Below are 11782 nucleotides of genomic sequence, written 5' to 3' on the forward strand. Positions count from 1 at the left end.
CCTGGAGGGGAGACTGAAGACCGCCACCCTCAAGCGGGAAGGGGAGCACTGGTACATCGTCTTCGTCTGCGAGGTGGAGCCCCGGCTTCTTCCCCCCAATGACCAGGCCATCGGGATAGACCTGGGCACCAACCCCCACTTCCTGGTGACCTCGGAGGGGGAGATGGTCGAAGCCCCTCGGCACTACCAAAAGGCTCAGGAGCGGCTTGCCCGCAAGCAGAGGGAGCTATCCAGGAAGAAGAGGGGGGGCTATCGTTGGAACCGGGTGAAGAGGGAGCTGGCAAAGCTCCACCGGAAAATCGCCAACCAGCGCAGGGACTTCCACCACAAAATAGCAAGGAGGCTTGTCAACAAATATGGCACGATTGTCCACGAAGACCTGAACGTCCTCGGCCTGGCCCGCTCCCGCACCGCCAAGGGGGTGCTGGACGCGGGCTGGGGGCAGTTTCTTGCAATCCTCGCCTACAAAGCGGCAGAGGCTGGTAGGCGGGTAGTCAAGGTAGACCCAAAATACACCAGCCAGGACTGCCCAGCGTGCGGCCACAGGCAGAAGCGCCCCCTCTGGATACGGGCGTACACCTGCCCTGGGTGTGGGACGCTCTTCCACCGGGACGTGGCCGCAGCGCTGAACATCCTGGCCAGGGCTCGGACGGAGCCTGCGGGGATGGATACGGCAAGGGCCGTCCCGTGAGAACCGCGACTCCCCGTTCTTCAGAACGGGGAGTCGTCACCCCATCTCAGCGCCTTGTGCCTGGCCCTCGGGCCGGGCTGTGCTTTCAATATTCAACCCAGTTGTGCGGGCCCCTTGAGTAGAATACTCCGGATGGTGGAGCTGCAAAGCAAGATGCCTTTGGGGGTAGGGCTATGAGCAGACGGGCTTTGGAGGAGGCTTCCCTCGAGCAGACCCCCCTGTTTGGGGCCCACTTGCGAAAGGAGTAGGTTGTGGAGGCTACCCCGCCGGGTGCGTTTGAGTCCTTGCGGCGCCTACTGCTGAGGCCGGAACTGGAGGCTTTGAAGGAGCTCAGGGACCCTGAGCGCTGGGAGGAGCAGGTGGCCCAAGTTTTGCCAGGGGCGCTGGTGCGCCGCCTCAAGCAAGACCGGGCTTTGCAGTATGCGCTGGCGCCGCTGCTGGAAGAAACTTTTGCCCAGTTGGTACGGCGCAACCCGGGGCTTCTAGTGGAGATTCTCTTTCCGGTGCTGCTGCCGGCCATTCGACGGGCAGTAGCCAGCTTGTTTGCTGCCCTGACCCAAAGCCTCAACCAAACCCTAGAGCAGGTCTTGAGCCCGCAGGGGCTGCGCTGGCGGCTCGAGGCCCTTTCTACAGGGCGCTCCTTTGCGGAGGTGGTGCTCTCCCACACCCTTTTGTACCAGGTGGAGCAGGTCTTGCTCATCCACCGCGAAAGCGGCCTTCTGCTGGCCCATGTGGTGGGAGAGGGGGTACAGGTTCAGGATGGGGTTTTGGTCTCGGGGATGCTCACGGCCATAAGTGACTTTGTGCGGGACTCCTTCGACCCCAGCGCTGGGCTCAACACGGTGAACTTCGGCGAGCGGGTGCTGGTGGTGGAGCAGGGGCCTCGAGCCCTCCTGGCGGCGGTGGTGCGGGGCACCCCCCCGCCCGGGCTGGCTGAGCGGCTGGGAGAGGTGTTGGCCGAGGTGCACACCCGTTTTGTTCAGGAGCTTCGCCACTACGACGGCGACAACCGGCCCTTTCAGCAGGCCCATGGCGCGCTGGAGGGTTTGCTGGAGACCCAGTTCAAGCCCCGCCCTTCCACCCGCCCGTACGCGGCTTGGTTGGTAGGAGGGCTAGGGGTGGCCCTCCTTTTGCTCCTGGGGCTCGGTCACTACCGGGATGAGCGGGCTTGGCGCGCCTACCTGCAACGTCTGGAGAGCACCCCCGGCATTATGGTGGTGGAGGCCCCCCGCCGCTACGAGCTGCGGGGCCTGCGCGATCCCCTGGCCCCCGATCCCAAGAGCCTGCTGGCCGGCCTCCCCCTCAAGGCAGAGCGAATCAGGGCACACTGGCAGCCTTACCAGTCGCTCGAGCCCGAGATGGTGCAAAAACGCATCCGGGAACGCCTGGATACCCCACCTACGGTGCACCTGGCCTGGCGCGAGGGGGTGCTGGTGGTCTCGGGCCAGAGCACGGAGGCCTGGATTGGCCGCCTGCGCAACCTGGCCCCGTTGCTAGGGGTGGAGCGGCTGGACACGAGCGGGCTTCGGGTTCTTCCCCAGTAGGAGGTCCGGGTGATCCAGAAGAAGGTGTGCATGCTGGGGGCTTTCGCTGTGGGCAAGACCAGCCTGGTGGCCCGTTTTGTGCACGGCTTCTTCTCCGAGAAATACCACACCACCATCGGGGTCAAGATTGACAAAAAGCTCTTGGAGGTGGAGGGAAAGCGGGTGGGGCTGGTAGTTTGGGACCTGTACGGCGAGGACCGCTTCCTGCGGGTGGAGCCCTTTTACCTGCGTGGAAGTGCGGGCTACTTGCTGGTGGCCGACGGCACCCGGCCAGAGACTTTAGAGGTTGCGCAGGAGATGCAAGAGCGGGCCAGCGCCGAGCTGGGGCCGGTGCCTTTTGTTCTACTGCTCAACAAGCACGACCTGCCCTGGAGGCTGGAGGGGGCCCGGGTAGAGGGGCTGCGGGCTTTGGGTTGGGCAGTGCACTACACCAGCGCCAAAAGCGGCGAGGGGGTGGAGGAGGCCTTTTTGGCCCTGGCTCGGCGCCTTCTTTCTTAGGAGTGGCGCCCTGCCCACCAAAGCAGGAGGACGAGGATGGCCAGCCAAAGCCACCAGCGCCGGGCCCACCCCAGCGTGGGCGGTCGGGGGAGAGGGGTAAGGGTCGGTGGGCGGGCAGGGGGCTGCATCTCCAGGCGTTGACCCCGCTTCAGGTGGTAAACCGCCTTGTCGAACTGCCCCTTCCTGCGGTAAGCCGCGCCCAGGTTGTGGTGGGCCAGGGGGTAGTCGGGGTGTTGCTTGAGCACCTCCTGGTACAGGGCAATGGCCTGGTCGATCTGGCCGGCCTCGAGGGCCAGGTTGGCCAGGTTGGTCTTGGCCCGGAAGTGGCCGGGGTCGCGGCGGAGGGCCTCCTCGAAGGCGGCCCGGGCTTCTTCGCGCTGCCCGGCCCGAATGCGCAGGAGCCCCAGGGCCGTCCAGGCCTCGGCTCCCAGGTGGGGGTCCTCCAGAAGGAGGCGGAGCTGGGCCTCATCCCCGGCCTCGAGGGCCTCGAGGGCCTTGTGAAACCCCGCCAGGTCGAGGTAACCCGCCACCAGTTCGCCGTCTTGCTGCAAAACCCGACGGGCCTTTTCGTAGGCCTTGAGCCGGAGCCAGTCGCGCAGCTCGATAAGGACAGCCAACCCCTCTGCATCGCCCGCCTCGCCCGACAGCAGGCGCTTGCGGGCCTCGTCGTAACGCCCCGCCCGAATCAGGTCCTCCAGTGCCTCCATCGCCTCCCTATCCCGAGCTTTTCACCCGGCCCAGCTGGCGCTTGGAAAGCACCAGGTCGAAGCTGGCTCGGGCCCGCTCCTTCATGGTCTCGATGGCTTTCCAGTTGGGCTGGCGTCGGCCCAGCACCGCAGCGGCCAAGAGCTCGGGGTCCCCGGGTAAATCCACGCAAGGGGCCCCTGCATCGCGGCAGAAGCCGGCCACCTTGGGGTCGTAGGCTATCCCCGCAAAGGGAGTGCCAAAGGCAGCCGCCAGTATGGCCCCGTGCAGCCTGACCGAGACCACATAGCCGGCCTGAGCCAGCAGGTAGCTCACCCGCCGAGGGTCCCAGGCCAGCTCGCGGGTGAAGCTCTTGAACTTCTCCAGCACCGGTTCGTCGAAGCCCGGCTGCAGCGCCAGCACCGCCACCTCGTACCCTTCCACCCGCAGCCGCTCGGCCAGCCGGTGCAGACTGGCGTTGGCCGCTTCAGTGCCGTACTTGGGCACCAGGAGCACCATGTTCGGCTCTCGCTCGACAGGGGGCGGGGTCAGGAGCAGGGCCGGGTCGGCCCCCAGGTGGGCCTCCAGCCCCAGCCGGCGGGCATAGCTGAGCGAGGTCTCGTCGCGGAGGAAGCAAGGCACCCCGCGCAGAGCCCGCCGCACCCGCTGCTCCCCCCAGGGGCTCAAGGGTCCAAGGGACTGGTTGAAGACGTAGACCGGCTTGCCCCGCCGCCGGGCCAGGGCGATGATGGAGAGGTAGTACCAAAGGCTCAGGCGGGAGGTCTTGTCCTGCAACAGCCCGCCACCGCCCGAGAGGAGCAGATCAACCCGGCCCAGGGCCTGCCAGACCCTGAGTGGGTGGGTCCGCTGCACCGCTTCGACCCCGTAGCGTTCGGCGGTCTCGCTGGGATTGCTGGAGAATACCACGGCCTGGTGCCCGCGGGCTTTAATCTCTTGCACCATGGCCTCGAGGATTGCCTCATCGCCGGCGTTTTTGAAACCGTAGTACCCGCTGACCCCCACGCGCATACACATCCCCCGGTTCTACGCTACATCCTGCCACACCGGTCGGCTAGGGGCACCTACCTGAGCCACCATTGCCGGAGCCGCTGCATCGCCCAGACCCCCACCAGCCCCAGGAGAAGGCCCAGCAGGAGTCCGTTGAGTACCCGGAAGAAGGAGATGGAGAGGGGGGTGTGGTAGTGGGCAAAGGTGTTGAGGATGGAGCCCATGCCCACTGCCACCAGCACCAGCAGAGCGTTTTTGAGCCAGGTGGGCCAGGGCAGAAGCAGGGCGATGGGAGCCAGGGCGTGGGCGAAGATCTCCTTGAAGCGGGGCCGCACCATCACGTCCTGCAAAAAGGCCCGAAGCTGTAGCTCCCACTCGGGCACCAGGCTGGGGGCCGCATCGTTGCCCCGCCGCAGCACCGCCAGCCCCACCAGGGCCAGCCCCACCAGGGCCAGCCCCACCTCCCCCAGGCGCAGGGGGTGGTTGTACAGCGCGGTGAGGGCCGGCCTGTAGGCCCGGGGCAGGAAGGAGAGGGCCACCAGCAGGGGCGGGACCAGCAGAGTAAGCGAGACCCCGCGGAAGGGTTCCAGTCCCAATACGCTCTCGGGCCGGCTGCCCAGGGCGGCCAGGAAGACCACCCCGAGCAGGGCGTAGACGACCGCGGCCAGCCAGAGCCGAAGCCCCGTGTACCGCTCCAAGAAGCCCAGGGCCGGGAAGACCATGGCGGCGAGGAGGGGCCCGGCCTGTGCCCCCGCCACACCCAAGGCGAGCAGTCCCAAAAGCCCCGCCACCGGGATACCGAAGGGCTGGGGTAGGCCCAGGGCCAGAAGGCCGAGCCCGGCCAGCACCCCCACCCAGGCTGCATGGCGCAGCGGGGAGGGGGTGAAGCTCCGCCCTGTGGGTTCGCCTATGGGGATGCGGGAGCGCTCGAGGTCGTGCCGCAGGGCTTTGAGGAATTCCTCGGTTTCAGTGGGGTTGCGGTAGGGGCGTAGGTAGAGAAGCTGGTGGCCCCGCTCACGTGCGGCCAGGACGAACTTATCGGCCGTTTCGGCTGGGGCGAGCTTGTCCTGCCACTCAGGCCGGATGCTAAACAGCCGGCGCACCGGGAGGCTTTGGGCCAGCTCGGTGAAGCCCCGCTGCGGGGAGCCTTCGATCCAGGCGATGGGCCTTTCGAGCCGCTCGGCCACCCCCTCCAGGTGGGCCTTGTATCCAAGCACATCGAGCCCGGTGAAGATCACCACGCTGGCCTCGGGAGGCACCAGCATACCGTCGTAGCGGCGGTAGGGGTGGTCGAGAGGTCGGGCCGCTAGGTAGTAGCCCTGGGCCTTCAGGGCCTGGGCCAGCTCCAGGTCGTAGCCGGCAGGGAAGAACTCCACGTTGACCGGGGTGGCCAGCCAGCTTCGCCCCCCGAACTGGATCCTCTCGCTGGGAATGGTCCAGAGGGCGGCCAGGCGGTCCAGCCAGTCGGGGGGGCCACTTAGGTAGAACCAGCCTGGACGGATGGGGGCTTCGGGGTAGAGCAGCGCCAGGGTCTGGGCGGGTTGGTAGGTGAGCCTGCCCCGGTTCACCCAACTGCGCACCGGTTGTTCGTAGATAGCAAACCCCTCCACCCCAAGCGAGCGGTAGAAGGCCATCTGCTCCAGCACGCTTTTCCCCTGGGCCCGGGCCTGCTCGATGACCTCCTCACCGTCCATCACCAGCATCACCGGGCCGGGCCGCTCGGCCTGCATCCGGGGCCAGAGGGCCGGCAGCGAGAGCAGGGCCGATAGGCCCACCAGAAGGCGCAACAAGCTTTTCGCGTCCACCCTAACCCCCTAAACTCAGCGTGGACACCAGGCTTCTGACCCGCGCAGTAAGCATGGCCAGGGCCTCGCGGTTGTGGCCCCCATGGGGGATGATTACGTCGGCGTAGCGTTTGGAGGGCTCCACGAAGGACAGGTGCATGGGCCGCACCTGCTCCAGGTACTGCTGGATGACCATCTCCACCGTGCGCCCCCGCTCGGCGATATCGCGCTGCAGGCGTCGTATAAAGCGCACGTCGGGGTCGGCGTCTACGAAGACTTTCAGGTTCATAAGGGCTCGGAGCCGCTCATCGGCCAGAAGCAGGATGCCCTCGAGCACCAACACCGGGGCTGGCCGCACCAGGACGGTTTCCTTCAGGCGGGTGTAGTCCTTGAAAGAGTAGAGGGGCATTTCTACTGGACGGCCTTTTATGAGTTCTTGGATGTGCGCCAGGTACAGATCGAGGTCGAAAGCGCTGGGATGGTCGTAGCTGAGCCGGGCCCGGGCTTGGGGGGCCATGTGGTCTTGGGGTTTGTAGTAGTTGTCCATAGGGAGAAGCACCACGTGCCCCGGGCCCACCGCCTCCATCACTGCTTCGGCCACGGTGGTCTTGCCGCTGCCGCTTCCGCCGGCCACACCTATCACGAACGCGCGGCTCACGGAGCCCATCATACGTTCTACCCCTGGGGGTGGGAAGCACGGCCGTCTGTTAGAGTGGGGGGCGGCTATGGTTGTCCTGGCAGGGGAGGTTTTGGTGGAGCTGAGGGGCACCAATGCTGTAGCCCATCCCGGCCTTGCCTATGCAGGTGGCCTGGGGGGAGCGGTCCTTCACACTGCCGCCATTCTGGCGCGGGTGGGCCTTCCTACCCGCTTCGTGGGGGAGGTGGGGGAGGATTTCCTGGGCCGCTGGGCCCTGGCCCAAATCTCCGGGAACCGAATCGAGACCCGCTTTGTTCGGGCGCGTCCGGAGCTTGGCACCCACTTGCGTTTGGTCGAGCTGGGGGAGAAGGGGCATTCGAGCCTGTATCGGGTTTACGGCGAGACCCGCTTTGAGCCCGACAGCGCGGCCATGGCCCGGGCCCGGTGGTTTCACTTTGGCTCGAGCTGGGCCCTCGAGGCCCGCAACGCTGAGGGCCTTCTGCACCTCCTGGAGATTGCCCTCGAGCACGATATCCCGGTTAGCTTCGATCCCAGCCTGGAAGTCTCCCCAGGAGAGGAGGCCTGGGCCCAGATCCAGCGTTACATGCCCTTCGTCTCGGTGCTCAAAGCCAGCCTGAACGATGCTCGGCGGCTCTTCCCCCTGGCCCCCGATGACCCCCAGGTGCTCCTGGAACACCTGGTGGAGCTGGGGGCTCCTGTCACTGTCCTCACCCTGGGGGCGGCGGGCGCCATGGCCGCCTTTCGCACCCGCATGCTGCGGGTGCCAGGGGTGAAGGTGACGGTGATGGACACCCAGGGTGCAGGGGAGGCCTTCAGCGCCGGTCTGATCTACGGCTTTCTGAAGCACGAGCTTAGCTCCAGGCTGGGGCTTGTGCTCTGGGAGGGCACTTCTCTTCCGGTTATCCTGGCCTCGGCCTGCCACCTGGCGGCCATCACCTGCACCGTAGAAGGGCCGGCCCCGCCGGAACCCGGCCTCAACGCCTGGTGGGAGCGTTTTGGCTAGGCTTGCATTCTGGGATGGTTTTGGGCAGACTGGTGGGGGTGAAGGTTTCCGCAGCCTTGAGTGGGTGGTGGCCTGGATAGCCCCCAGGGCAGCGGTCGTCTACCCCTGGGGCAGCCCCAGGGGCTTTTTGTTTTCGAGGAGCCCTCATGTCAAGAACCCTTCCCGTCAAGAAGACCCTGCTGGCCGACCTCGAGACCCCGGTTACGGCCTACCTGAAGCTCTCCGAAAAAACCTCCCCCAGCTTCCTGCTGGAGTCGGTGGAAGGGGGCAAGGCCTGGGCTCGCTGGAGCTTCGTGGGGGTGGGGGCCAGAAACACTTGGCGCTACAAGGATGGGGTGTTCACCCTGAATGGAAGGGAGGTGCCCACCGAAGACCCCCTCCGCACCCTCTACGAAGCGGTGGCGCGGCCCATCGCCCCCGACCCCGACCTGCCCCTTTTTTGGGGTGGGGCGGTGGGCTACGCTGCGTACGACCTGGTCCGGGCCTACGAGCGCCTCCCGGCCCAGAAGCCCGACCTGCTCGGAATCCCCGACCTTCTCTTCGTGGAGCCGGAGGTGGTGCTGGTCTTCGACCAGTTCAAGCAGCAGCTCCACATCGTGGCCCCGGCGCTAGAGGAGGAGCGGGCCCGGGCCCTGGAGCGTATCGCCTGGGCCGAGAAGAAGCTCAAGGGGCCCTTGCCGGGGGTGCCGGGGGAACGGGCGGGGCGGCGGGTGGAGTTCGTGCCCAGCCTCTCCCAGGCGGAGTTCGAGGCCCGGGTCGAACGGGCCTTGGAGTACATCCGCGCGGGGGACATCTTTCAGGTGGTGCCCTCGCTGCGCTTTTCGGCTCCTCTCGGGGTCCACCCCTTTGCCATCTACCGCGCCTTGCGTTCGGTGAACCCCAGCCCCTACATGGGTTTTCTGGACCTGGGTGAGGTTACCCTGGTCTCCTCCAGTCCCGAAAGCCTCCTGCGCTCGGATGGGCGAAGGGTCACCACCCGGCCCATCGCGGGGACGCGCCGACGGGGCAAGGACGCCCAGGAGGACCGGGCTTTGGCCGAGGAGCTGCTGGCCGATGAGAAGGAGCGGGCCGAGCACGTGATGCTGGTAGACCTTGCCCGCAATGACCTTGGCCGGGTCTGCCGCTATGGCAGCGTGCGCCCCAGGGAGCTTATGGTGGTGGAGTACTACTCCCACGTGATGCATATTGTCTCCACGGTGGAGGGCGAGCTTGCCCCGGAGAAAACCCCTCTGGACGCCCTGGCTGCGGTCCTGCCCATGGGGACGGTGTCGGGCGCCCCCAAGATCCGGGCCATGGAGATCATCGAGGAGCTCGAGCCCGCCCGCCGGGGGGCCTACGGAGGGGCTTTTGGTTACCTGGCCTACGACGGCCACATGGATATGGCCCTCACCCTGCGTACCATCGTGGTTGCGAACGAGGGGGTACACATCCAGGCTGGGGCCGGGGTGGTCTACGACTCCCGGCCCGAGGCCGAGTACCAGGAGTGCTTGAACAAGGCCCAGGCCATGCTGAAGGCGGTTCGGATGGCCGAGGAGGGATTGTGAAGCGGATCCTGATGATCGACAACTACGACTCTTTCACCTACAACCTGGTGCAGTACCTGGGCGAGCTGGGGGCCCGGGTGACGGTCTGGCGCAACGACCAGTTCCGCCTGGAGGACGTGGCCGACCTGGACCCCCAGGGCATCGTGGTGAGCCCGGGGCCCTGCACCCCCAAGGAGGCCGGGCTCTCGGTGCCCCTCATAAAGCGCTACGCCCCCCGCTACCCCATCTTGGGGGTCTGCCTGGGCCATCAGAGCATCGGGGCGGCCTTTGGCGCCCGGGTGGTGCGGCACCGCCTGATTGTGCACGGCAAGACCAGCCCCATCCGCCACGACGGCACCGGCGTCTTCGCCGGCCTCAAGAACCCTCTGCGCGCCACCCGCTACCACTCGCTGGTGGTGGAGGACCTGCCGGACGAGCTTTTGGCTAACGCATGGACGGATGAGGCCGGGGGGCAGACGGTGATGGGCCTGCGCCATCGGCGCTACCCCACCCACGGGGTGCAGTTTCACCCCGAGTCGGTCCTGACCGAGGAGGGGCGGGCCATGCTGGCCAACTTCCTGGCGCTGTGCTGAATAATGGGGGCGATGGCCGTAACGGGACGCGAAGCATCGGTTCGGGAAGGGATGCTCTCCCTCATCGTGCCCACCCACAACCGCCGGGCGCTTCTGGAGAAAAAGCTGCGCGGCCTGGAGGAGCAGGCCGGGCATTTTGAGGTGGTGGTGGTGGCCGACGGCTGCACCGACGATACCCTGACGTTTTTGCGCGGCTACCAGCCTCCCTATCCCCTGCGGGTGCTGGAGACCCCGGGGCTGGGCGCGGCGGGGGCCCGCAACCGGGGGGTGGAGGCGGCTGAGGGGGAGGTGATTCTCTTTTCCGACGACGATGTGATGCTGATGCCGGGGTGCGTTGCCGCCCACCAGCAGGCCCACGCCCGGGCCTCGAGGCCCACCGTTTTTGTGGGGAAATTGCGCCTGCCGAAGGAACTCAAGGGCAGTGGGGCCGCCGAGATGCTGGGGCCCAGGGCTTTTTGGTGGAACTTCACCGGCAACAACAGCAGCCTGCCCAAGGCCCTGCTCAGTGCGGTAGGGGGCTATGACGCCGAGGGGTTTGCCGGCTACGGGGGAGAGGACCCCGACCTGGGCTACCGCCTTATGAGGGCAGGGGCTCGCTTTGTGTTTCTCCCCGAAGCCGAGGCTTTGCACGAGGCCTGGGCCCATCAGGGCGAGGCGATGCGCCGGGCCCGCCGGGCCGGGGCGGCCCATATGCGGGTCTACCGCAAGTATGGGGATTCGGCCATTGCCTGGGCCCTTGGGGTTCACCCGGTGTTGCTGGCGCTGAAGATGGCCGTTCTGCCCTGGGCCAAGCCGTTGCTGGGGCCCAGGGGCGATTTCGAGCTGGCCTACGCCTGGGGGGCATGGGAGGAGTACCAGGCGCCGCGATGAGCCCTCTGTTCAGCGTGGTTATCCCTACCCACAACCGCGCGCCGTTGCTGCGGCGCACCCTGGAGGCTTTTTTGCGCCAGGAAGGCCCCACGTTTGAACTGATTGTGGTGGACGACGGCTCTGTGGATGCTACGGCGGCGCTGCTGGAGAGTTTCCGCGACCCCAGGCTGCGGGTGGTGCGCCAGCCCAACCGGGGCCTGGCCCTGGCCCGCAACGCCGGGGCGGCTCGGGCGGCTGGGGATTTCGTGCTCTTCAGCGACGACGACATGGTGCCCGAGCCTGGCTTTCTTCAAGCCCACCTGGAGCTGCACCGGCGATACCCCAGCGCGGCTGTGGTGAGCCGCAGCTACATCCCCGAGTCGCTGGGCCAGGCGCCCTTCACCCGGTTCTGGCGGGCGCAGACCGAGGCGGGGGTGCGGGGTAAGGGGGACGGAGCCCTCCTTGGCTGGGGGGGCTTCTGGTTTGCCAGCCTTTCCTTACCAAGGGTTTTGCTCCCTCCCGAGCCCTTTGCCTGTTTCCAGGAGTACGGCTGGGAGGAGCACGAGCTGGGCTGGCGGCTTTGGCAGAAGGGGGTCCGGCCCCGCCTGGCCCTTCACGCCCGAGTTGCGCACGAGGACCGGGTCTCGCTGGAGGCCGCGCTGGCCAAGCGGCGCAGCATGGGGCGGATGGCCTGGCAGTTCTACCGCCTGCACCCCCACCCCTTGGTGGCCCTCTGGACCGGGGTGCACCCCCTTTTCAGGGCCTATAAGCGTTGGACCTATCCCTGGGCCAGGGCTGAGCGGCTCTTGGAGGACAGGAGCTGGGAGCAGGGCGAGGGGGCCTTCCGGGGGTACCGCTTCCTGCTCGAGGCCGCCTACGCCCGGGGGCTCCTTGAGGGGCTGGTAAGCCTTCGGTAGGGCGCGCGGCCTGCGCCACAAGTTGAGGTT

Annotated in this window: 12 protein-coding genes; 8 read left to right on the forward strand and 4 right to left on the reverse strand. The window is 66.9% G+C overall.

Going from position 1 to position 11782, the window contains the following annotated elements; genetic code table 11:
• The 3 genes from DV704_RS00005 to DV704_RS00015 form a co-directional block, all read left to right on the forward strand.
• The coding region (locus tag DV704_RS00005; RefSeq protein WP_147279578.1) for an RNA-guided endonuclease TnpB family protein at window positions 1–691 on the forward strand (691 nt) is incomplete at its 5' end.
• A gap of 251 nt (window positions 692–942) precedes the next feature.
• Window positions 943–2235 carry an OmpA family protein gene (locus tag DV704_RS12130; protein WP_158539586.1) on the forward strand — a complete coding sequence of 431 codons (1293 nt, stop codon included), beginning with the start codon at window positions 943–945 and terminating at the stop codon, window positions 2233–2235.
• Window positions 2236–2244: 9 nt separating this feature from the next.
• On the forward strand, window positions 2245–2733 hold the full coding sequence (locus tag DV704_RS00015; protein WP_199489909.1) for a Rab family GTPase: 489 nt from the start codon (window positions 2245–2247) through the stop codon (window positions 2731–2733).
• Here DV704_RS00015 and DV704_RS12425 read toward each other — a convergent pair.
• Genes DV704_RS12425 through udk form a run of 4 tightly spaced genes read right to left on the reverse strand, consistent with a single transcriptional unit; the run spans window position 2730 to window position 6876 of the window.
• Complete coding sequence (locus DV704_RS12425; protein ID WP_114797516.1) at window positions 2730–3440, reverse strand: tetratricopeptide repeat protein; 711 nt, start codon at window positions 3438–3440, stop codon at window positions 2730–2732. The two genes, DV704_RS00015 and DV704_RS12425, sit on opposite strands and share 4 nt — an antisense overlap.
• 7 nt (window positions 3441–3447) lie before the next feature.
• A complete protein-coding gene (gene csaB, locus DV704_RS00025) occupies window positions 3448–4446 on the reverse strand; it encodes a polysaccharide pyruvyl transferase CsaB (protein ID WP_114797517.1) in 999 nt (332 codons plus the stop codon).
• A 53-nt stretch (window positions 4447–4499) separates the two neighbouring features.
• Complete coding sequence (locus tag DV704_RS00030; RefSeq protein ID WP_199489910.1) at window positions 4500–6230, reverse strand: DUF5693 family protein; 1731 nt, start codon at window positions 6228–6230, stop codon at window positions 4500–4502.
• A gap of 1 nt (window position 6231) precedes the next feature.
• Window positions 6232–6876: a uridine kinase gene (gene udk / locus DV704_RS00035; protein ID WP_233498214.1), complete on the reverse strand. Its 645-nt coding sequence runs from the start codon at window positions 6874–6876 to the stop codon at window positions 6232–6234.
• Between the two features lie 58 nt (window positions 6877–6934).
• Between udk and DV704_RS00040 the strand changes: the two genes are divergently transcribed.
• The 5 genes from DV704_RS00040 to DV704_RS00060 all read left to right on the forward strand — a co-directional run bounded on the left by DV704_RS00040 (window position 6935) and on the right by DV704_RS00060 (window position 11752).
• Entirely contained in the window at window positions 6935–7870 is a 936-nt protein-coding gene (locus DV704_RS00040) for a carbohydrate kinase family protein (protein WP_114797519.1), read from the forward strand.
• Window positions 7871–8016: 146 nt separating this feature from the next.
• Window positions 8017–9414 carry an anthranilate synthase component I gene (trpE, locus tag DV704_RS00045; protein WP_114797520.1) on the forward strand — a complete coding sequence of 466 codons (1398 nt, stop codon included), beginning with the start codon at window positions 8017–8019 and terminating at the stop codon, window positions 9412–9414.
• 11 nt (window positions 9415–9425) lie between these two features.
• Window positions 9426–9986 carry an aminodeoxychorismate/anthranilate synthase component II gene (locus tag DV704_RS00050; protein ID WP_199489918.1) on the forward strand — a complete coding sequence of 187 codons (561 nt, stop codon included), beginning with the start codon at window positions 9426–9428 and terminating at the stop codon, window positions 9984–9986.
• 12 nt (window positions 9987–9998) lie between these two features.
• Window positions 9999–10856: a glycosyltransferase family 2 protein gene (locus DV704_RS00055; RefSeq protein WP_233498175.1), complete on the forward strand. Its 858-nt coding sequence runs from the start codon at window positions 9999–10001 to the stop codon at window positions 10854–10856.
• Entirely contained in the window at window positions 10853–11752 is a 900-nt protein-coding gene (locus tag DV704_RS00060; protein WP_114797523.1) for a glycosyltransferase family 2 protein, read from the forward strand. Before DV704_RS00055 ends, DV704_RS00060 begins: the two co-directional genes overlap by 4 nt.
• The last annotated feature ends 30 nt before the right edge of the window (window positions 11753–11782 follow it).

The organism is Meiothermus sp. QL-1 (genome assembly GCF_003351145.1).
Classification (GTDB): domain Bacteria; phylum Deinococcota; class Deinococci; order Deinococcales; family Thermaceae; genus Meiothermus.

What these genes read in the sequence shown, in the direction of transcription:
- csaB (WP_114797517.1), bottom strand. Translation starts at nt 4,446, where the DNA reads ATGCGCGTGGGGGTCAGCGGGTACTACGGTTTCAAAAACGCCGGCGAT.
- DV704_RS00050 (WP_199489918.1), top strand. Translation starts at nt 9,426, where the DNA reads ATGATCGACAACTACGACTCTTTCACCTACAACCTGGTGCAGTACCTG.
- trpE (WP_114797520.1), top strand. Translation starts at nt 8,017, where the DNA reads ATGTCAAGAACCCTTCCCGTCAAGAAGACCCTGCTGGCCGACCTCGAG.
- DV704_RS00040 (WP_114797519.1), top strand. Translation starts at nt 6,935, where the DNA reads ATGGTTGTCCTGGCAGGGGAGGTTTTGGTGGAGCTGAGGGGCACCAAT.
- DV704_RS00055 (WP_233498175.1), top strand. Translation starts at nt 9,999, where the DNA reads ATGGCCGTAACGGGACGCGAAGCATCGGTTCGGGAAGGGATGCTCTCC.
- DV704_RS12425 (WP_114797516.1), bottom strand. Translation starts at nt 3,440, where the DNA reads ATGGAGGCACTGGAGGACCTGATTCGGGCGGGGCGTTACGACGAGGCC.
- DV704_RS00060 (WP_114797523.1), top strand. Translation starts at nt 10,853, where the DNA reads ATGAGCCCTCTGTTCAGCGTGGTTATCCCTACCCACAACCGCGCGCCG.
- udk (WP_233498214.1), bottom strand. Translation starts at nt 6,876, where the DNA reads ATGGGCTCCGTGAGCCGCGCGTTCGTGATAGGTGTGGCCGGCGGAAGC.